At 63.1% G+C, this 18,622-nt stretch carries 18 protein-coding genes; 7 read left to right on the top strand and 11 right to left on the bottom strand.

All coding sequences use genetic code 11. The features are described from left to right. Positions 1–172 precede the first annotated feature (172 nt). Positions 173–901, top strand: coding sequence for a substrate-binding periplasmic protein (locus tag V0R59_RS19460; RefSeq protein WP_330076006.1), 729 nt, complete (start codon positions 173–175; stop codon positions 899–901). On the opposite strand, the gene V0R59_RS19465 is transcribed toward V0R59_RS19460, so the two are convergent. The 4 genes from V0R59_RS19465 to gpmI form a co-directional block, all read right to left on the bottom strand. Then, positions 892–1,659, bottom strand: coding sequence for a divergent polysaccharide deacetylase family protein (locus V0R59_RS19465; protein WP_330076007.1), 768 nt, complete (start codon positions 1,657–1,659; stop codon positions 892–894). The genes V0R59_RS19460 and V0R59_RS19465 overlap by 10 nt on opposite strands. Further along, the gene (locus V0R59_RS19470; RefSeq protein WP_330076008.1) at positions 1,659–2,990 is read right to left on the bottom strand and encodes a S41 family peptidase; all 1,332 of its coding nucleotides are present in this window, start codon (positions 2,988–2,990) and stop codon (positions 1,659–1,661) included. The genes V0R59_RS19465 and V0R59_RS19470 overlap by 1 nt, the downstream gene beginning before the upstream one ends. Before the next feature lie 84 nt (positions 2,991–3,074). Beyond that, positions 3,075–4,385 carry a murein hydrolase activator EnvC family protein gene (locus V0R59_RS19475; RefSeq protein ID WP_330076009.1) on the bottom strand — a complete coding sequence of 437 codons (1,311 nt, stop codon included), beginning with the start codon at positions 4,383–4,385 and terminating at the stop codon, positions 3,075–3,077. Positions 4,386–4,621: 236 nt separating this feature from the next. Further along, the gene (gene gpmI, locus V0R59_RS19480; RefSeq protein ID WP_330076010.1) at positions 4,622–6,157 is read right to left on the bottom strand and encodes a 2,3-bisphosphoglycerate-independent phosphoglycerate mutase; all 1,536 of its coding nucleotides are present in this window, start codon (positions 6,155–6,157) and stop codon (positions 4,622–4,624) included. A 204-nt stretch (positions 6,158–6,361) separates the two neighbouring features. Between gpmI and V0R59_RS19485 the strand changes: the two genes are divergently transcribed. Genes V0R59_RS19485 through secB form a run of 3 tightly spaced genes read left to right on the top strand, consistent with a single transcriptional unit; the run spans position 6,362 to position 7,555 of the window. Continuing rightward, positions 6,362–6,778 carry a rhodanese-like domain-containing protein gene (locus V0R59_RS19485; protein WP_330076011.1) on the top strand — a complete coding sequence of 139 codons (417 nt, stop codon included), beginning with the start codon at positions 6,362–6,364 and terminating at the stop codon, positions 6,776–6,778. 1 nt (position 6,779) lies between these two features. Next, positions 6,780–7,034, top strand: a complete 255-nt coding sequence (gene grxC, locus V0R59_RS19490; protein ID WP_330076012.1) for a glutaredoxin 3 — start codon at positions 6,780–6,782, stop codon at positions 7,032–7,034. Between the two features lie 41 nt (positions 7,035–7,075). Next, a complete protein-coding gene (gene secB, locus V0R59_RS19495) occupies positions 7,076–7,555 on the top strand; it encodes a protein-export chaperone SecB (protein ID WP_330076013.1) in 480 nt (159 codons plus the stop codon). A gap of 146 nt (positions 7,556–7,701) precedes the next feature. Here the strand turns inward: secB and trmL are convergent, their stop codons facing one another. Continuing rightward, a complete protein-coding gene (trmL, locus tag V0R59_RS19500; RefSeq protein WP_330076014.1) occupies positions 7,702–8,157 on the bottom strand; it encodes a tRNA (uridine(34)/cytosine(34)/5-carboxymethylaminomethyluridine(34)-2'-O)-methyltransferase TrmL in 456 nt (151 codons plus the stop codon). On the opposite strand from trmL, the gene V0R59_RS19505 reads away from it, so the two are divergent. Beyond that, positions 8,156–8,596 (top strand): hypothetical protein, encoded by a 441-nt coding sequence (locus V0R59_RS19505; RefSeq protein WP_330076015.1) that lies wholly within the window; start codon positions 8,156–8,158, stop codon positions 8,594–8,596. The two genes, trmL and V0R59_RS19505, sit on opposite strands and share 2 nt — an antisense overlap. Before the next feature lie 294 nt (positions 8,597–8,890). Here V0R59_RS19505 and ntrC read toward each other — a convergent pair whose 3' ends face one another. The 5 genes from ntrC to glnA form a co-directional block, all read right to left on the bottom strand. Beyond that, positions 8,891–10,327: a nitrogen regulation protein NR(I) gene (gene ntrC, locus V0R59_RS19510; RefSeq protein ID WP_330076016.1), complete on the bottom strand. Its 1,437-nt coding sequence runs from the start codon at positions 10,325–10,327 to the stop codon at positions 8,891–8,893. Further along, entirely contained in the window at positions 10,324–11,409 is a 1,086-nt protein-coding gene (gene glnL / locus V0R59_RS19515) for a nitrogen regulation protein NR(II) (RefSeq protein ID WP_330076017.1), read from the bottom strand. The genes ntrC and glnL overlap by 4 nt, the downstream gene beginning before the upstream one ends. A gap of 360 nt (positions 11,410–11,769) precedes the next feature. Next, the gene (locus tag V0R59_RS19520) at positions 11,770–12,255 is read right to left on the bottom strand and encodes a YkgB family protein (protein WP_330076018.1); all 486 of its coding nucleotides are present in this window, start codon (positions 12,253–12,255) and stop codon (positions 11,770–11,772) included. Positions 12,256–12,270: 15 nt separating this feature from the next. Then, entirely contained in the window at positions 12,271–12,720 is a 450-nt protein-coding gene (locus V0R59_RS19525; RefSeq protein WP_330076019.1) for a cupin domain-containing protein, read from the bottom strand. A 146-nt stretch (positions 12,721–12,866) separates the two neighbouring features. Continuing rightward, positions 12,867–14,273 carry a type I glutamate--ammonia ligase gene (gene glnA / locus V0R59_RS19530; RefSeq protein WP_330076020.1) on the bottom strand — a complete coding sequence of 469 codons (1,407 nt, stop codon included), beginning with the start codon at positions 14,271–14,273 and terminating at the stop codon, positions 12,867–12,869. A 330-nt stretch (positions 14,274–14,603) separates the two neighbouring features. Between glnA and thiI the strand changes: the two genes are divergently transcribed. Both thiI and typA read left to right on the top strand, forming a co-directional pair. Next, the gene (gene thiI / locus V0R59_RS19535) at positions 14,604–16,058 is read left to right on the top strand and encodes a tRNA uracil 4-sulfurtransferase ThiI (RefSeq protein ID WP_330076021.1); all 1,455 of its coding nucleotides are present in this window, start codon (positions 14,604–14,606) and stop codon (positions 16,056–16,058) included. A 115-nt stretch (positions 16,059–16,173) separates the two neighbouring features. Next, the gene (gene typA / locus V0R59_RS19540; protein ID WP_330076022.1) at positions 16,174–17,997 is read left to right on the top strand and encodes a translational GTPase TypA; all 1,824 of its coding nucleotides are present in this window, start codon (positions 16,174–16,176) and stop codon (positions 17,995–17,997) included. 96 nt (positions 17,998–18,093) lie between these two features. Here the strand turns inward: typA and V0R59_RS19545 are convergent, their stop codons facing one another. After that, complete coding sequence (locus tag V0R59_RS19545; RefSeq protein ID WP_330076023.1) at positions 18,094–18,498, bottom strand: YkgJ family cysteine cluster protein; 405 nt, start codon at positions 18,496–18,498, stop codon at positions 18,094–18,096. Positions 18,499–18,622 lie beyond the last annotated feature (124 nt).

Raw genomic sequence — 18,622 nt, forward strand, 5'->3', positions numbered from 1 at the left:
AGACCCGCTCTCATGGAGCACCGCCTAACTCATTGATTCATTGGGAACTTGTGGGAGCGGGTTCACCCGCGATTGCGGCGGTGAATTCACTATCGCAATCGCGGGTAAACCCGCTCCCACAAAGTGCATCGCGTGGCAGTGCGGATGTGCTCTGATCTTTGAAGGTCTCCCCATGCTTGCCCGACTCCTCCTCCTGCTCTCCCTGACCACGGCCGCCCACGCCAGCGAACCCCTGGTCCTGCTCACCGAAAACTTCCCGCCCTACAACATGTCCAGCGACGGCAGGAGTTTCGCCCGCGAGACGGAAATCCAGGGCATTGCCGCCGACCTGGTGCGCGAGATGTTCCGCCGCGCCGATGTTCCCTACAGCATGACCCTGCGCTTCCCCTGGACCCGGGTTTATCAACAGGCCAAGGACACCCCCAACCACGGCGTCTTCGTCCTCGCCCGCCAGCCGGACCGCGAACCATTGTTCAAGTGGGTCGGCCCCTTGGGCCCGGACGACTGGGTGTTGCTGGCCCGTGCCGGCAGCACGCTGCAGCTGGACAACCTGGAACAGGCCAAGGGCCTGCGCATCGGCGCCTACAAGGGCGACGCCATCGCCGAAAGCCTGCAGAAGAGTGGGCTGAAACCCGTGCTGGTGCTGCGCGACCAGGACAACGCGAAGAAGCTCTCCAGCGGTGAAATCGACCTCTGGGCCACCGGTGACCCCGCCGGCCGCTACCTGGCGCGGCAGATCGGCATGACCGCGTTCAAGACCGTGCTTCGCTTCAACGGCACGCAGCTCTACCTGGCGCTGAACAAGAGCGTGCCGGACGAGGTGGTGAAGAAGCTCCAGGACAGCCTGAACCAGATGCGCGAAGACGGCTTCGTCGACGCCACCTTCGCCCGCTACCTGTAGATCCCGCCCTTGCCGTGGGCGGGCATGGCGCGGTTGCTGCGCTCGCCGATCATCTGCCGCAATTCGATCAGCTCCACGCCCTGGGCCTTGAGCCTGGGCAGTTCGCGCTCCAGCACCTCCAGGGTCTGTGGATAAGGGTGCCCGATCGCCACTGCAGTGCCCTGTTTGCGGGCTGTCTCCACGGCCAGGCGCAGTTGCCCGGCAATCGCCTCGGGCGTGCGCTCGTCATCGAGGAAGACATCCCGCGACACGCTGGCCAAGCCGATGGCCTGGGCCTTGGCCGCCGCCACGGTGGCGGCGCTGGTGCGGCTGTCGACGAAGAACAGGTCACGCCGCTGTAACTCGCCCATCAGCCAGGCCATGGCCTCCGGTTGCGCGGTCATGCGGCTACCCATGTGGTTGTTGACCCCGGCGGCATAGGGGACCTTGGCCAGCGCGGCATCCAGGCGCTGCTCCAGTTCCGGCAGCGGCGTGCCCGGGTGCCAGGCGTAGGGGCCGGTGGCCGGGTCCATGGGCATGTGCAGGATCACCGTGCGCCCGGCCTTGTGGGCCTGGCGGGCGAAGTCGGTGGCGTGCGGGGTGTCGGGCATGATCGCCATGGTCACCGGGCCGGGCAGGGCCAGGGTGCGAGAATCCTTGGCCGGGCTCTGGCCAAGGTCGTCGATGATGATGCTCAGGTAGGCTTTCTGCGCCGTGGCCGGTGCCGCGTGAACGGCGCCGGCCAGCAGGCAGAAGAAGGCGAGGCAGAACGCGCGCATCACTTGTCGCGGGTGATGCTCAGTCCCTTGAGCAGGCTGAGGGCCTGGCTGAGCTGGAAGTCATCGTCCTGCGGACGCTCCTTCTTGCTCGCACCGCTGGCCTTGCTGGCGGACGGACGATCGGCGCCGCCGTTGCCGTTGCCCAGGTGGCCCTGCAGGTCGGCTTCCTTGAAGTTCTCGGTGTCCTGCTCGCGGGTGATCCTGGCCCGGCTGACCTCGATGTCCGGGACGATGCCCTGGGCCTGGATCGAGCGGCCGTTGGGGGTGTAGTACAGCGCGGTGGTGATCTTCAGGGCGCGGTCGTTGTTCAGCGGCAGCACGGTCTGTACCGAGCCCTTGCCGAAGCTGTCGGTGCCCATCAGCACGCCGCGTTTCTGGTCCTGCAGGGCGCCGGCGACGATCTCCGCCGCCGAGGCGCTGCCACCGTTGATCAGCACCACCAGCGGCACGCCTTCGCTGGCGTCGGCCGGGTCGGCGGAGAAGCGCAGCTCGGAGTTGGGGATGCGGCCCTTGGTGTAGACGATCAGGCCCTTGGTCAGGAAGTGGTCGGCCACTTCCACCGCCGACTGCAGCACGCCGCCGGGGTTGTTGCGCAGGTCGAGGACCAGGCCGCGCAGCTTGCCGTTGTTGTCCTTGCGCAGCTTGGCCAGGGCCTTGCCGACTTCCTCGCCGGTCTTGACCTGGAACTGGGTGATGCGGATGTAGCCGTAGCCGGATTCCAGCAACTGGCTCTTCACGCTCTTCACCTGGATGGTGGCGCGGGCCAGGGTCACGTCGAACGGCGTGCCGCCGTCGCGGACCAGGGTCAGGGTGATCTTCTCGCCGATCTTGCCGCGCATCTTGTCCACGGCTTCGGTCATGGTCTGGCCGCGGGTCGGGGCGCCGTTGATCTTCACGATCAGGTCGCCGGCCTCGATGCCGGCGCGGGACGCCGGGGTGTCGTCGATCGGCGAGACCACCTTGACGAAGCCGTCTTCCATGCCGACCTCGATGCCGAGGCCGCCGAATTCGCCGCTGGTGCTTTCCTGCAGCTCCTGGAAATCTTCCGGGCCGAGGTAGGCGGAGTGCGGATCGAGGTTGCTGAGCATGCCCTTGATGGCGTTTTCCAGCAGGGTCTTGTCATCCACCGGCTCGACATAGGCGGCCTTGACCCGGTCCAGCACCTCGGCGAAGGTGCGCAGCTCGTCCAGCGGCAGCGGCGCCTTGGCCGTCACCGTGGTCGGCGCGACCGCCGCGGCGGGCTTGGCCGGCTCGGCGGCGAAGGCCAGGGACGCGCCGCTGACCAATGCGACGGCCAGGGCCAGCGAAGTAAGGCGAGGCGAATGCAGCATGTCGAACGAACTCCTGATCCTGTGTGTGCCCCGTGAGGAGCCTCGCGCCGAACACTACGGGCGGCGCGTGAAAAAAGGTAAAGCCTATCCTTGACCGCGGCACCACTGCGTGGGGTCGGTGGGTTGACCCTGCTGGCGGATGGCGAAGTACAACGCCGGGGTGCTCTGTCCACCGCTGTTGCCGACGGTGGAGATTGCCTCGCCAGCCTTGACGATGTCGCCAGCGCCCTTGAGCAGGGTCTGGTTGTGACCGTACAGGCTGAGGTAACCGTTACCATGGTCGAGAATGACCAGAAGTCCAGCCCCGCGCAACCAGTCGGCGAACACCACGCGTCCGCCGTGCACCGCATGCACCTGGCTGCCGGCCGAAGCGCTGATCATCACGCCGTCCCATTTGGCCCGGGAATCCTCGCCGCGGCTTTCACCGAAGCGTGCCAACAATCGACCATTGACCGGCCATGGAAGTTTTCCCCGCACCGCGGAAAATGCGCCGCCGTACACCGCGCCGTCGCTGGAAACCAGCGGGCCAGGGGTGCGTACCGGCTTTTTCGGTTCGTCGTCGTTGCGTGGCTCGCGGGCTTCGCGAGCGGCCAGGGCGGCCTCGCGCTGGCGTTTCTTCTCGGCCTCCTGCTCGGCCAGCAGGGCACGCTGGCGTGCTTCCTCGGCTTCCCGGGCCTGGCGGGCGAGGGTTTCCTCGATGGTCTTGAGCACCTTGCCCAGCTCGGCCTGTTCCTGTTCGCGGGCGGCGAGCTTCTGGTCGTTGTTCTTCAGGTTGCTGTTGAGTCTGGCGAGGATTTCCTGACGCTCGGCACGGACCTTTTCCAGCTCCTGGCGCTGGGCGTCGAGGGTGCCTTGCTGGACCAGCAACTGGGCCTGCTGCTGGGCGATGTCCTTCTCGACGTTGGCCAGCTGGCGCAGGGTCTCGTTGAAGCTGCGCAGCTGTTCGAGACGGGCCTTGCTCAGGTAGTCGTAATAGGTGAGCGTCCGGGCGAATTTCTCCGGGTTCTGCTGGTTGAGCAGCAGCTTGAGGTATTCCTCGCGGCCATTGTTCTGGTAGGCGGAGCGGGCCTGGATGGCGATCAGTCGTTGCTGTTCGGTGCGGGCGGACTGGAGTTTTTTCTTTTCAGTGTCGAGGCGCTCCAGTTCGCCCTCGCTCTTTTTTAGTTCTTTCTGCAGGTCCTCCACCTGCTTCTCCAGCTTGCCGATATCGGTTTCTGTGCCGCGCAGGTCTTTCTGCACGCCGGATTTCTCTTCCTGCAGCGCTCCGAGCTTCTTTTTCAGCTCGGCGATGTCCTGGCGCGTGGCGTCCAGTTGCTGCTGGGTTTGCGCGCGCTCGTCGGCGAAGGCCGGGCCGAGCAGGCAGGTCAGGGCTAGAACGATCAGGGCGCGGAGCATGGAATGGCGATAACCAGGGGATGGAGACCGGTCTAGTATGCCCGCCGCTGGCGGCAAAAAAAACGCCCCGATGGGGCATTGGTCTGGAACAAGGGCCCATTGGGCGACGCGGACCTTGTGAGCGGGTTCACCGGGACGCCGGACCGCCGCGATTGCAATGGTGAATCCACTGACGCAATCGCGGGTGAACCCGCTCCCACAAGTCTGCGCTGGTCAACGAGTCCAGCGTCGGTAAATCAGGCTTTGACCAGGATCGAGGTGCCGGTCATTTCCGCCGGAATCTCCATGCCCATCAGGGTCAGCATGGTCGGTGCCACATCGGCCAGCACGCCGCCCTCACGGACCTTGAGGTCACGCTTGCCGTAATAGATGAACGGCACCGGTTCGGTGGTGTGGGCAGTGTGCGCCTGGCCGGTGCACTCGTCTTCCATCTGCTCGACGTTGCCGTGGTCTGCGGTGATCAGGGCCTCGCCGCCGACCTTGTCCAGCGCCTCGGTGATGCGGCCGACACAGCCGTCCAGGGCCTCGACCGCCTTGACCGCAGCCTCGAACACGCCGGTATGGCCGACCATGTCGCCGTTGGCGTAGTTGACCACGATCACGTCGTAGCGCTGCTGTTCGATGGCCTCGACGATACGGTCGGTGACTTCCGGCGCGCTCATTTCCGGCTGCAGGTCATAGGTGGCGACCTTCGGCGACGGGATCAGGATGCGCTCTTCGCCTTCGAACGGCTCTTCGCGCCCGCCGGAGAAGAAGAAGGTGACGTGGGCGTATTTCTCGGTCTCGGCGATGCGCAGCTGGGTCTTGCCGTTGTTCGCCAGGTATTCGCCGAGCACGTTGTGCAGGCTGGACGGGGCGAAGGCCGCCGGCGCCGGGATCTTCGCCGAGTACTGGGTCAGGCCGATGTAGGCCGCCAGCTTGGGCAGGCGCGCGCGCGGGAATTCGTTGAAGTCGGGCTCGACGAACACGCGGGAGATCTCGCGGGCGCGGTCGGCGCGGAAGTTCATGAAGATCACGGCGTCGCCGTCCTCGACCTTCACTGCCTCGCCGATGCGGGTGGCCTTGACGAATTCGTCGCTCTCGTCACGGGCGTAGGCCGCTTCCAGGCCGGCCAGGGCGGTGTCGGTGCTGTACTCGGCGACGCTGTCGACGATCAGGTTGTAGGCGGCGCTGACGCGGTCCCAGCGATTGTCGCGGTCCATTGCGTAGTAACGGCCGATCAGGCTGGCGATGCGGCCCTTGCCCAGCCTGGCGAAGGTGGCGTCGAGCAGTTCGATGGAGGATTGCGCGCTGCGCGGCGGGGTGTCGCGGCCGTCGAGGAAGGCGTGCAGGTAGATGCGCTCGGCACCGCGCTGCGCGGCCAGTTCGGCCATGGCCACGATGTGGTCCTGGTGGCTGTGCACGCCGCCGTCGGAGAGCAGGCCGAGGATGTGCACGGCCTTGCCGGCGCTCGCTGCCTTATCTACTGCGCCGGTGAGCACCGGGTTTTCGAAGAACTCGCCGTCGCGGATGGCCTTGGTCACCCGGGTGAAGTCCTGGTACACGACCCGGCCGGCGCCGAGGTTCATGTGGCCGACCTCTGAGTTGCCCATTTGCCCGTCGGGCAGGCCGACATCCATGCCGGACCCGGAGATCAGGCCGTGCGGCTGGGTGGCGCGCAGGCGATCGTAGACCGGGGTGTTGGCGGCGAAGATGGCGTTGTACTCGGGGCTTTCGCTGTGACCGAAACCATCCAGGATGATCAGGACCAAAGGCTTGGGCGTGCTCGTCATCAAAATCTACTCACGGTTGTAGATGAGAAAGGACCGCATTTTAGGGCAAATTGGCCAGTCGTGACGAATTCCGCGTATCGCCTGGCCGACGGGCTGCAGCGGCGAGATGAGAATTACTGTCGGCAACCCCTGTCGACGGGGTTTGGCGGCCAATGGCTGCTGTGTATACTGGCCGCCATTTTCTATGACCTGGAACACCCTCCGATGGTTGCTCATCTGATTGAATTCGCGACAAATCACTACCTGCTGGTTGCTATCTTCCTGGTTCTGCTGGTCCTGCTGATCGTCACCGAAGCGCGCAAGGGCGGCCGCAGCCTGAGCAACGGCGAGCTGACCGCGCTGGTCAACGGCGACAAGGGCGTGGTGATCGACATCCGTTCGAGCAAGGAATACTCCGCCGGCCATATCGTCGGTGCGCTGAACATCCCGCAGGACAAGTTCGCCGCCCGTATCGGCGAGCTGGAAAAGCACAAGGGCAGCAAGACCCTGATCGTGGTCGACAACATGGGCCAGCATGCTGGCGCCGTGTGCCGCGACCTGCTCAAGGCCGGTTTCACCGCTGCCAAGCTGTCCGGTGGCGTGTCGAGCTGGAAAGCCGACAACCTGCCGCTGGTGAAGTGATATGACCCAGGTCACCATCTACTCCAGCGACTACTGCCCTTACTGCATGCGCGCCAAGCAGCTGCTGTCGAGCAAAGGCGTGGCCTTCGAAGAAATCAAGGTCGACGGCAAGCCCCAGGTGCGCGCGGACATGGCCCAGAAGGCCGGCCGCACCTCGGTGCCGCAGATCTGGATCGGTACTACCCACGTCGGTGGTTGCGACGACCTCTATGCGCTGGAGCGCGCCGGCAAGCTGGACGCCCTGCTCAACGCTTGAACTCCCAAACCCTCTAAAGACCCTGCAAGGAAGGATCTGCCATGACCGAGCAAAACAACGGCGCTGCCGAAGACAACGCACCACAATTCTCCCTGCAGCGCATCTATGTGCGTGACCTGTCGTTCGAAGCGCCGAAAAGCCCGGCGATCTTCCGCCAGCAGTGGGAGCCGAGCGTTTCCCTGGACCTGAACACCAAGCAGAAAGGCCTGGAAGGCGACTTCCACGAAGTGGTCCTGACCCTGTCGGTCACCGTGAAGAACGCTGACGAAGTGGCCTTCATCGCTGAAGTCCAGCAGGCCGGTATCTTCCTGATCAAGAACCTGGATGCGGCCTCGATGAGCCACACCCTGGGCGCGTTCTGCCCGAACATCCTGTTCCCTTACGCTCGCGAAGCCCTGGACAGCCTGGTCACCCGTGGTTCGTTCCCGGCGCTGATGTTGTCCCCGGTCAACTTCGACGCTCTGTACGCGCAGGAAATGCAGCGCATGCAGGAAGCTGGCGAAGCGCCTTCGCTGCAGTAAGCGTTGGTGGTATGAGAAAGCGCCCTTCGGGGCGTTTTTTTATGGCGGAAAGCTGGACGCGGACCCTGTGGGAGCGGGGTCACCCGCGATTGCTGCAGTGGGTTCAGCATCGCAATCGCGGGTGAACCCGCTCCCACAGGTCCGCGTCAGGTGAAACCTTGCTGGCGCCAGGCCTCGTAAACCGCCACAGCGACGGTATTGGACAGGTTCAGGCTGCGGCACCCCGGCCGCATCGGCAGGCGCAGGCGCTGCCCGCTTTCCAGCGCATCCAGCACCTCCGTCGGCAGTCCACGGCTCTCCGGCCCGAACAGGAAAGCATCTCCCGGTTCGAACGCCACTTCATGGAAGGGCTGCGAACCCTTGGTGGTGAAGGCGAACAGGCGCGGCTGCCCAAGGCTCTCCAGGCACGAGGCCAGGTCGGCATGGCGCTTGAGCGTGGCGTACTCGTGATAGTCCAGGCCCGCGCGGCGCAGGCGTTTGTCGTCCAGTTCGAAGCCCAGGGGCTCGATCAGGTGCAGGTCGCAGCCGCTGTTGGCGCAGAGCCTGATAATGTTGCCGGTATTCGGCGGAATTTCTGGTTGAAAAAGGATCACGTGAAACATGCACGGCTCCGAGCATAAAGATGACGCGCATTCTACTCCTGAGGAGCCGGACCCGCGCTCGAAATACTGGCCGCGGGTCCTGTTTTCCCTGGCCCTGTTCGGCATGCTGGTGGGGCTGATGATCGGTCGCCTGACCGCACCCGAGCCTCGCGAGCTGGAACGCATCGAGGTGGTCGCCGGTGGCCTGGACCTGTGGTTCAACGAAGAACCCAAGCTGCACGGCGAGATGGTGGATGGCACCGTGGCGCTGTTGTTCGATGCGCAGGGGAAGGGTCAGAAAGGCCAGCTGAGCTACGACGGGAAGCCGGTGAGCTGGCGACTGCGCAAGACGGATGGAGGTTTGCTGCTGAGCCTGGTGGCGGCCCGTCCACTGCAAGCCCGCTGGGCGGGCGAGTCAGTGGAGGACCGCTGGCGAGTGCAGGTGAGACTGCACGAATAAAAGAGGGGATTCCCCGGCCTGCCTGTACCAAGGTCCCCAAAACTGGAGATATCTGTATTAATGCAGGCCCTGTGCCAACTTTGCGAAAGCCAGTGAAAACAAGGCTTTCAGCGTATCAGGCAGGGTTTTCAGGGGGGATTTGCAAGGTTTTTGCCTTGCGGCGGTGCGTCGGGGCTCGTTTCGGTTCAGGAATGGGGCAATCATGCCGCCACTCGGCTGAAACGACCGCGGGGCCGGGCCTGCTCACGAATCGCTCGTGACAGGCGCCGGCCCCGCGTTCTTTGCGCTGGCGAATCAGGACTCTTCGTCGTCCCCGTCGTCGCCACCGTCCACCTTCATGCCCAGTTCCTTGATCTTGCGGGTCAGGGTGTTGCGGCCCCAGCCCAGCAATATCGCGGCGTCGCGACGGCGGCCGGCGGTGTGCTTGAGGGCGGTCTCGATCATGATCCGCTCGAAGCTCGGCACTGCGCTGTCCAGCAGGCTCGACTGGCCTCGGGTCAGGGCCTGGTCAGCCCACTGGCGCAGCGCCTGCTCCCAGTTGGTCACTGGTGCGGCGTCCTGCGGCAGGCTCAGCAGCTCCGGTGGCAGGTCGCCGATATGCACTTCGCGGCCGGAGGCCATGACGGTGATCCAGCGGCAGGTGTTTTCCAGCTGGCGCACGTTGCCTGGCCACGGCAGGTTGCGGATGAACTCCTCGGTTTCCGCCTTGAGCAGCTTCGGTTCCACCGCCAGCTCCTGGGCCGCGCGGCCAAGGAAGTGGCGGGCCAGGGTCGGGATGTCCTCGCGGCGGTCGGCCAGGCGCGGGATATGGATGCGGATCACGTTCAGGCGGTGGAACAGGTCTTCACGGAACTTGCCGGCCTGGACCAGGGTTTCCAGGTTCTGGTGGGTCGCGGCGATGATGCGCACGTCCACTTTCACCGGGGTATGGCCGCCGACGCGGTAGAACTCGCCATCGGCCAGCACCCGCAGCAGGCGGGTCTGGGTGTCGGCCGGCATGTCGCCGATCTCGTCGAGGAACAGGGTGCCGCCGTCGGCTTGCTCGAAGCGACCACGGCGCAGGTTGGCCGCGCCGGTGAAGGCGCCTTTCTCATGGCCGAACAGCTCGGACTCCATCAGGTCCTTGGGGATCGCCGCCATGTTCAGCGCGATGAACGGCGCTGCCGCGCGCGGGCTGTGACGGTGCAGGGCGTGGGCCACCAGTTCCTTGCCGGTCCCGGACTCGCCGTTGATCAGCACGGTGATGTTGGAATGGCTGAGGCGGCCGATGGCGCGGAACACCTCCTGCATCGCCGGGGCTTCACCGATGATCTCCGGGGTGCGGGTCAGGGTCGGCGGGACGTCCATGCCCTGCTGCTCCTGGGCATGCTGGTTGGCGCGCTTGACCAACGATACCGCCTCGTCGACGTCGAACGGCTTGGGCAGGTACTCGAAGGCACCGCCCTGGTAGGACGCCACCGCGCTGTCCAGGTCGGAGTGGGCGGTCATGATGATCACCGGCAGGCGCGGATGCTGCTCGCGGATCTGCGCCAGCAGGTCGAGGCCGCTGGCCCCGGGCATGCGGATGTCCGAGATGATCACGTCCGGCTGCTGGCGGGCAAGGCGGCTCATGACGCCATCGGCACTGTCGAAGCTCTGGGTGGTCATGCCTTCCTGTTGCAAGGCTTTTTCCAGAACCCAGCGGATGGAGCGGTCGTCGTCGACGATCCAGACGGTTTCACTACGGCTCATGAGGAAGCGGCTCCTTGTTCCAGTGGCAGGAAGATCGAGAAGGTGGTGTGGCCCGGGTGGCTGTCACACTCGATCAGGCCCTGGTGCTGGCTGATGATGTTCTGGGTGATGGCCAGGCCCAGCCCGGTGCCGTCCGGGCGGCCGCTGACCATGGGATAGAAGAGGGTGTCCTGCAGTTCCGCAGGAATGCCCGGGCCGTTGTCGATGATCTCGATCTTGGCCACCAGGCGATGGCGCACATGGCCGATGGTGAACTGGCGCATGGCCCGGCTGCGCAGGGTGATGCGGCCCAGGCGCAGCTCGTTCTGGCCGCTGATCGCCTGCATGGCGTTGCGCACGATGTTGAGCACTGCCTGGATCATCTGTTCGCGGTCGATCAGCACGTCGGGCAGGCTCGGGTCGTAGTCGCGCACCAGGGTGATGCCACCCTGGCTTTCCGCCTCGACCAGGCTGCAGACCCGTTCCAGCACTTCGTGGATGTTGGTCGGTGCCAGCAGCGGCAGCTTGTTCGAGCCGAGCATGCGGTCCACCAGGTTCCGCAGGCGGTCGGCCTCTTCGATGATGACGTTGGTGTAGTCCTTGAGCCCGTCGTCGGGCAGCTCGCGGGCCAGCAACTGGGCTGCGCCGCGGATACCGCCGAGGGGGTTCTTGATTTCGTGGGCCATGCCGCGCACCAGCATCTTGGTGGTTTCCTGCTTGGACAGCTGGGCCTCCTCCTTGGTGATGCGCAGGAGGCGGTCACGGGGGTGGACTTCGAGCAGGAGCAGGGTGCGGCCGTTGTTGAGGATCGGCGTGACGGCGTAGTCGACGGTCAGGCTCTGGCCGGTCAGCGAGGTCAGCTGGGCTTCGCGCTTGGTGAAGGGGTGGGCGTGTTCCACCGCCTGGCGCAGGGAGTTGAGGGCCTCGCTGGACTCGGTGAAGAGTTCGCTGATGAACTGGCCATGGCTGCGCTGGCCGCTGATGGCCAGGAGCATTTCCGCCGCCGGGTTCATGTACTCAAGGCGCAGTTCGGCGTTGAGCAGGATGGTGGCGGTGGTCAGGTTGTCCAGTAGTAACCGGTGCAGTGCATCGCTGATGGTCATGTGGCGTCTTTGACCTCTTTTGGCACATGTCGACCTGCTAGGGGCCGGGGGCGCGAACGTTGGTCATTCGCTGATCCTGGGAAAATGCAAAAAGCAAACCAAGGCTCCAAAAAGAAGCGGAAAACCCGGAGAAAACACTGAATCTGCCCGAAAAAGGCTAGGAAACGGCCGGGCCGGAGGGTATTGGTGACCCAAAATGGGATACGCATGCCCTGTATTGCTTTTATAGCGCACCAATATAGAGCAATGGCTTCGGAGGGGTTACCTGGCTGGAAATCGCCATTGGCGTGAATCGGGGGAAAGAGCGGGGCTTTGCATGTCGGGGCTGGAATCACTCTCCAGCCCCGACGCGGAGGCTTTCTATTTGTGTTTCGGGCAGGTGCCGGTGACCTGCAGCAGGCCGCTCTTGAGCAGCAAGATCGAACCCGCCAGCAGCACCGCATCCTTGATCAGGAACGACGTGGAGCCGCCCATCGCCGGAAAGCCGCCCGCAGAAGCTTCCCATGCGTTGGGCGAACTGAAGATGAGAGTCAGGGTGGTCAGGTAGGTGAGGCAAGAAGCCGCTGCCGCAACGACCGATACCCTGGGTAGCCATGCACCAATGGCGAGCCCCAGCGCGATCGCCCATTCGGCGACACCGAGCGCATAGCTTGCCCCCTGTATGCCAAACAACTGATGCATCCAGGAAAGCAGCGGGCTGTTGCCGATAAGTGGCAGCAACCCCTGGGCTTCATAGGGAAACCATTTGCTGTATCCGAAGATGGCGAAGATCAGCACCAGTACCCAGCGCATGATGCGGACTTCCAGGTCGCTGGTGAGCAGTTGTTTCAAAGCAGGTGAGAGCATTCGAAGGGTTCTCTTTCATGGACTGACGTGCGGGGCCGATGCTTGGTCGGGGTCTGCCTGGCTCAGTGGCAGTGTCGTGTTGCCGGCGTAGAACACGATCAGCTCGGCGGCTTGCTCGCCGGTCCTTCCGCGATGGGTGCGACCGACAGTTTCGGCCAGTGCGTCGCCGGCCTTGAGCAGGGTCAGGTGTTTTGCATCGTGGGTCTCTACCAGTAATTCACCGGCCAGAAGGTAGCCGGCATTCGGCATGGGATGCTGGTGCCAGTCGAGGGTGGTGCGAGGTGGGATGAGGATTTTCAACAGGGTCAGCTGTGGCTGGCCGCCGGGATATGACTGGTAGCGCGTTCCGTCCCAAGCCTGGCTGGCCTGGAGTAGAACGGTGGTTTCGGGTTTTCCATCGACGACTGGAGTACTGCAACCGGCCAGGGGAAGCAGCAGGGCGAGCAGAGCAATTGGGCGGACCATGTGAACCTCGCTTGAATGAAGAGCGAGCTAGCATGGACGGAGGCAGAGGCAGAAAATATCGGGTGTTTCGCAGGAGTCAGTACGAAAAAGGCCTCCCGAAGGAGGCCTTTTCCACATGCTACGCCGCTTGCGCGAGCGTCACTGGATCAGCAGCTGTAGTACAGCTCGTATTCCAGTGGGTGCACGAAGGTACGGACCTTGATTTCCTCTTCCGATTTCAGCGCGATGTAGGCATCGATGAAGTCGTCGGAGAACACGCCGCCCTTGGTCAGGAACGCACGGCCTTTGTCCAGTTCTTCCAGGGCCTCTTTCAGGCTGCCGCACACTTGCGGGATTTCCTTGGCTTCTTCTGGTGGCAGGTCGTACAGGTTCTTGTCCGCTGCATCGCCTGGGTGGATCTTGTTCTGGATACCGTCCAGGCCGGCCATCAGCAGTGCAGCGAAGGCCAGGTACGGGTTGGCAGCCGGATCCGGGAAGCGGGCTTCGATACGACGGGCCTTAGGGCTGCCGACGTAAGGAATACGGATCGAGGCGGAACGGTTGCGAGCCGAGTAGGCCAGCATGACCGGGGCTTCGAAGCCTGGGACCAGACGCTTGTAGGAGTTGGTCGACGGGTTGGTGAAACCGTTCAGGGCCTTGCCGTGCTTGATGATGCCGCCGATGAAGTACAGGGCGGTGTCGGACAGGCCGGCATAGCCTTCACCGGAGAAGGTGTTCTTGCCGTCTTTCCAGATCGACATGTGCACGTGCATGCCCGAGCCGTTGTCGCCGTACAGAGGCTTCGGCATGAAGGTCGCGGTGCGGCCGTAGGCATCGGCAACGTTGTGCACGACGTACTTCAGGGTCTGGACTTCGTCAGCCTTCTTCACCAGGGTGTTGAACTTGACGCCGATTTCGTTCTGGCCGGCAGTCGCCACTTCGTGGTGGTGAACTTCGACGACCTGGCCCATCTCTTCCAGTGCGTTGCACATGGCGGTACGGATTTCGTGGTCGTGGTCGAACGGCGGAACCGGGAAGTAGCCGCCCTTGACGCCTGGACGGTGGCCTTTGTTGCCGCCTTCGACGTCCTGGTCGGACATCCAGGAACCTTGCTCGGAGAAGATCTTGAACATCGAGCCGGAGATGTCGGACTTGAACTTCACTTCGTCGAAGATGAAGAACTCTGGCTCGGGACCGGCGAAGACGGTGTCACCGATGGCGGTGCTCTTCAGGTATTCCTCGGCGCGCTTGGCGATCGCACGTGGGTCGCGATCGTAGCCTTGCATGCTGGAAGGTTCGATGATGTCGCAGACCAGGATCAGGGTCGGCTCTTCGGTGAACGGGTCCAGGACGGCGGTGTCGTCGACCGGCATCAGGATCATGTCGGAGGCTTCGATGCCCTTCCAGCCAGCGATGGAGGAACCGTCGAACATCTTGCCGACTTCGAAGAAGTCATCATCCAGCGCGTCACGAGCTGGCATGGTCACGTGGTGCTGAGTGCCGCGGGTATCGGTGAAGCGCAGATCAATCCACTTGACGTCATGATCTTTGATGAGTTGAACCGACTTCGACATAGTGTCCTCCGGGTGGGGTAGAGCGTGCCTGTGCAGCCCTTCAATTTGGGTGATGCCGGGCGCGAATAGTCGGCCAGGGCAACCTGCATCACAAGGGAGCAAATTGCATGCCAGTGCCCGGAAATGGGATTTATGCCCCGTTTTCTCGCGTTTCAGCCCTTTCTGTAGGAAATATCGATTTTTTATGCACCCTTTGGATGCGTCGAAAAGCAGAAATGAACCAAATTGGTGCGTGATAAAGCGGTCGGACAAAAGTTGGTCAAACCTTGAGCAATTTCCGCTATAATCCGCGCCCCCCTTTTTCGGCTGGCCGCTCGCGCGCTGTTTTCCATGAAACTGATCGTCAAAGTCTTTCCAGAAATCACCATCAAGAGCCGCCCGGTCCGCAAGCGGTTCATCCGCCAGCTCGGCCGTAACATCCGTGCGGTGCTGCGCGAGCTGGACCCTGAGGTCAAGGTCGACGGCGTCTGGGACAACCTCGAAGTGGTCACCCGCATCGAGGACGAGAAAGTATTGCGCGAGATGACCGAGCGCCTGACCTGCATGCCGGGGATCGCGCATTTCCTGCAGGTCGACGAATACCCGCTGGGCGACTTCGACGACATCGTCGCCAAGTGCAAGACGCACTTCGGCCACCTGCTGGCCGGCAAACGCTTCGCCGTGCGCTGCAAGCGCGGCGGGCATCACGACTTCACCTCGATGGACGTCGACCGTTATGTCGGCAGCCAGCTGCGCCAGCAGTGCGGTGCCGCCGGCATCGACCTGCGCAATCCGGAAGTGGAAGTGCGTATCGAAGTGCGCGACAAGCGCCTCTACGTGATCCACAACCAGCACAAGGGCATCGGCGGCTACCCGCTGGGTGCGCTGGAGCAGACCCTGGTGCTGATGTCCGGTGGCTTCGACTCCACCGTCGCCGCCTTCCAGATGATGCGCCGCGGCCTGATGACCCATTTCTGCTTCTTCAACCTCGGCGGCCGCGCCCACGAGCTGGGGGTGATGGAAGTCGCCCACTACCTGTGGAAGAAGTACGGCAGCAGCCAGCGCGTGCTGTTCGTCAGCGTGCCGTTCGAGGAAGTGGTCGGCGAGATCCTCGGCAAGGTCGACAACAGCTACATGGGCGTGACCCTCAAGCGCATGATGCTGCGCGCCGCTGAACGAGTGGCCGACCGCCTTGAAATCGATGCGCTGGTCACCGGCGAGGCGATTTCCCAGGTTTCCAGCCAGACCCTGCCGAACCTCGCGGTGATCGACTCGGCCACCGACAAGCTGGTGCTGCGCCCGCTGCTGGCCAGCCACAAGCAGGACATCATCGACCAGGCCAATGAAATCGGCACCGCCGAGTTCGCCAAGCACATGCCGGAATACTGCGGCGTGATCTCGGTGAACCCGACCACCTGCGCCAAGCGCCATCGCGTCGACCACGAAGAGAAGCAGTTCGACATGGAAGTGCTGGACCGCGCCCTGGAGCGCGCCCGCTACATTTCCATCGACAACGTGATCGACGAACTGGGCCAGGACATCCAGGTCGAAGAGCTGAGCGAAGCCCTGCCGGGCCAGATCGTCATCGACATCCGCCACCCGGATGCCCAGGAAGACGAACCGCTGCAGCTCGACGGCATCGAAGTCCAGGCCGTGCCGTTCTACGCCCTGAACAGCCGCTTCAAGCACCTGGATGCCAACCGTCAATATTTGCTCTATTGCGATAAAGGTGTCATGAGCCGCCTGCATGCTCATCACCTGCTCAGTGAGGGACACGCCAATGTGCGCGTTTATCGCCCCGCCTAGGAAGCACGATGGCGACCGTTCTCGCCATCGTCCTCCCGACCGGATTTCCTGCTCCGTTTACTGAAACCCGCTGCCCTGGCGGCGGCACCGAATACCTGAGATCGAGATACACACAGTGATTGAGAATCTGCGCAACATCGCCATCATCGCCCACGTTGACCATGGTAAAACCACCCTGGTCGACAAACTCCTGCGCCAGTCCGGCACCCTGGAGCGTAACGAGCTCAACGACGAGCGCGTCATGGACTCCAACGACCAGGAAAAAGAGCGCGGCATTACCATTCTGGCGAAGAACACCGCCATCAACTGGAATGGCTACCACATCAACATCGTCGACACCCCCGGCCACGCCGACTTCGGCGGTGAAGTAGAGCGCGTGATGTCGATGGTCGACTCCGTGCTGCTGCTGGTCGACGCCCAGGACGGCCCTATGCCGCAAACCCGCTTCGTGACCAAGAAGGCCTTCGAAGCCGGTCTGAAGCCGATCGTCGTGATCAACAAGGTCGACCGTCCGGGCGCGCGTCCTGACTGGGTCCTGGACCAGATCTTCGACCTGTTCGACAACCTCGGTGCCACCGACGAACAGCTGGACTTCAAAGTCGTCTACGCCTCGGCCCTGAACGGCATCGCCGGTCTGGACCACACCGAGATGGCCGAAGACATGACCCCGCTGTACCAGTCGATCGTCGACAACGTGCCAGCACCGGCCGTTGACCGTGATGGTCCGTTCCAGATGCAGATCTCCGCTCTGGACTACAACAGCTTCCTGGGTGTCATCGGTGTTGGCCGTATCGCCCGTGGTCGCGTCAAGCCAAACACCCCGGTCGTCGCCATCGACACCGACGGCAAGCGCCGCAACGGCCGGATCCTGAAGCTGATGGGCCACCACGGCCTGCACCGCGTCGACGTCGAAGAAGCCCAGGCTGGCGACATCGTCTGCATCAGCGGTTTCGACGAGCTGTTCATCTCCGACACCCTGTGCTCCCCGGACGCCGTGGAAGCGATGAAGCCGCTGACCGTCGACGAGCCGACCGTTTCCATGACCTTCCAGGTGAACGACTCGCCGTTCTGCGGTAAAGAAGGCAAGTTCGTGACCTCCCGCAACATCAAGGAGCGTCTGGACAAGGAACTGCTGTACAACGTTGCACTGCGCGTTGAAGAAGGCGACTCCGCCGACAAGTTCAAGGTTTCCGGCCGTGGTGAGCTGCACCTCTCGGTACTGATCGAAACCATGCGTCGCGAAGGCTTCGAGATGGCCGTTGGCCGTCCTGAAGTGATCATCCGCGAAGTCAACGGCGCCAAGCACGAGCCGTTCGAAAACGTCACCATCGACATCCCTGAAGAATCCCAGGGCAAGGTCATGGAAGAAATGGGTCTGCGTAAGGGCGACCTGACCAACATGGCGCCGGATGGCAAGGGCCGTGTACGTCTGGAGTACAACATCCCTGCTCGCGGTCTGATCGGTTTCCGTAACCAGTTCCTGACCCTGACCAACGGTGCTGGCATCCTGACCTCGATCTTCGATCGCTACGACACCATGAAGTCCGGCCACATGTCCGGCCGCCTGAACGGCGTCCTGGTTTCGGTCGAGACCGGCAAGGCCCTGACCTACTCCCTGGAAACCCTGCAGGCGCGCGGCAAGCTGTTCGTCGAGCACGGCCAGGAGATCTACAACGGTCAGATCGTCGGTCTGAACAGCCGTGACAACGACCTGGGCGTGAACCCGACCAAAGGCAAGAAGCTCGACAACATGCGTGCTTCGGGCAAGGACGAGACCATCGCCCTGGTTCCGCCGGTTCGTTTCACCCTGGAACAGGCCCTGGAATTCATCCAGGACGACGAGCTGTGCGAAGTGACTCCGAAGTCGATCCGTCTGCGCAAGAAGATCCTCGACGAAGGCGAGCGTACCCGCGCTGCCAAGAAAGCCAAGGCCAACTAAGCCCGGCTTGAAATGAAAAAGCCCCCGGTCGAAAGGCCGGGGGCTTTTTTTTGCCTGAAGAGCGACGCGGCCCCTGTGGGAGCGGGTCGGCCTGGACTAACGGCTCACCGGCTTCGGCTTGTACGCACAATACCCCGGCCGTGGCCCCACCCGCGGATGATTGCGGCAGGTATCCGGGCGCTTGTCGTAAATGGTGCACAGCCGGGTCTTGCGATCCAGATAGAGGCAGTCGTCGTTGCTCATGCGGGTCAGGGTGAAGATCCCCGACTTCTGGTTGAAGCGCTCGACGATGCCATCCTTCTGCAAACGCTTGGCGATATTCTTCGGCGGATCGCCGACTTCGAATTCGTCCACCACGCCGATGCGAATCAGGTCTTTCAACTTCACTTCCACCGGCAAGGTGCAGCAGGTGGACATGCAGCCGCCGCACATGTGGCTGGCGTATTTCTGCCACGTTTCGAGACGGTCGAGCTCGGCGGCGGCGATCAGGGTCGGTTTCATCAGGGGTCAGGCATATAGGTATAGGAAGGCGCGCGATCATACCGGAGTTGATCAAAATGTGAACAACCATTTGCGAAATCGCCCACACCGGTCCCGCTTTTGCAGCACAACCGGCGAACCAGCT

It is taken from the genome of Pseudomonas ulcerans (assembly GCF_036324125.1).
Lineage (GTDB): Bacteria > Pseudomonadota > Gammaproteobacteria > Pseudomonadales > Pseudomonadaceae > Aquipseudomonas > Aquipseudomonas ulcerans.

What these genes read in the sequence shown, in the direction of transcription:
- V0R59_RS19460 (WP_330076006.1), top strand. Translation starts at nt 173, where the DNA reads ATGCTTGCCCGACTCCTCCTCCTGCTCTCCCTGACCACGGCCGCCCAC.
- V0R59_RS19465 (WP_330076007.1), bottom strand. Translation starts at nt 1,659, where the DNA reads ATGCGCGCGTTCTGCCTCGCCTTCTTCTGCCTGCTGGCCGGCGCCGTT.
- V0R59_RS19470 (WP_330076008.1), bottom strand. Translation starts at nt 2,990, where the DNA reads ATGCTGCATTCGCCTCGCCTTACTTCGCTGGCCCTGGCCGTCGCATTG.
- V0R59_RS19475 (WP_330076009.1), bottom strand. Translation starts at nt 4,385, where the DNA reads ATGCTCCGCGCCCTGATCGTTCTAGCCCTGACCTGCCTGCTCGGCCCG.
- gpmI (WP_330076010.1), bottom strand. Translation starts at nt 6,157, where the DNA reads ATGACGAGCACGCCCAAGCCTTTGGTCCTGATCATCCTGGATGGTTTC.
- V0R59_RS19485 (WP_330076011.1), top strand. Translation starts at nt 6,362, where the DNA reads ATGGTTGCTCATCTGATTGAATTCGCGACAAATCACTACCTGCTGGTT.
- grxC (WP_330076012.1), top strand. Translation starts at nt 6,780, where the DNA reads ATGACCCAGGTCACCATCTACTCCAGCGACTACTGCCCTTACTGCATG.
- secB (WP_330076013.1), top strand. Translation starts at nt 7,076, where the DNA reads ATGACCGAGCAAAACAACGGCGCTGCCGAAGACAACGCACCACAATTC.
- V0R59_RS19505 (WP_330076015.1), top strand. Translation starts at nt 8,156, where the DNA reads ATGCACGGCTCCGAGCATAAAGATGACGCGCATTCTACTCCTGAGGAG.
- trmL (WP_330076014.1), bottom strand. Translation starts at nt 8,157, where the DNA reads ATGTTTCACGTGATCCTTTTTCAACCAGAAATTCCGCCGAATACCGGC.
- ntrC (WP_330076016.1), bottom strand. Translation starts at nt 10,327, where the DNA reads ATGAGCCGTAGTGAAACCGTCTGGATCGTCGACGACGACCGCTCCATC.
- glnL (WP_330076017.1), bottom strand. Translation starts at nt 11,409, where the DNA reads ATGACCATCAGCGATGCACTGCACCGGTTACTACTGGACAACCTGACC.
- V0R59_RS19520 (WP_330076018.1), bottom strand. Translation starts at nt 12,255, where the DNA reads ATGCTCTCACCTGCTTTGAAACAACTGCTCACCAGCGACCTGGAAGTC.
- V0R59_RS19525 (WP_330076019.1), bottom strand. Translation starts at nt 12,720, where the DNA reads ATGGTCCGCCCAATTGCTCTGCTCGCCCTGCTGCTTCCCCTGGCCGGT.
- glnA (WP_330076020.1), bottom strand. Translation starts at nt 14,273, where the DNA reads ATGTCGAAGTCGGTTCAACTCATCAAAGATCATGACGTCAAGTGGATT.
- thiI (WP_330076021.1), top strand. Translation starts at nt 14,604, where the DNA reads ATGAAACTGATCGTCAAAGTCTTTCCAGAAATCACCATCAAGAGCCGC.
- V0R59_RS19545 (WP_330076023.1), bottom strand. Translation starts at nt 18,498, where the DNA reads ATGAAACCGACCCTGATCGCCGCCGCCGAGCTCGACCGTCTCGAAACG.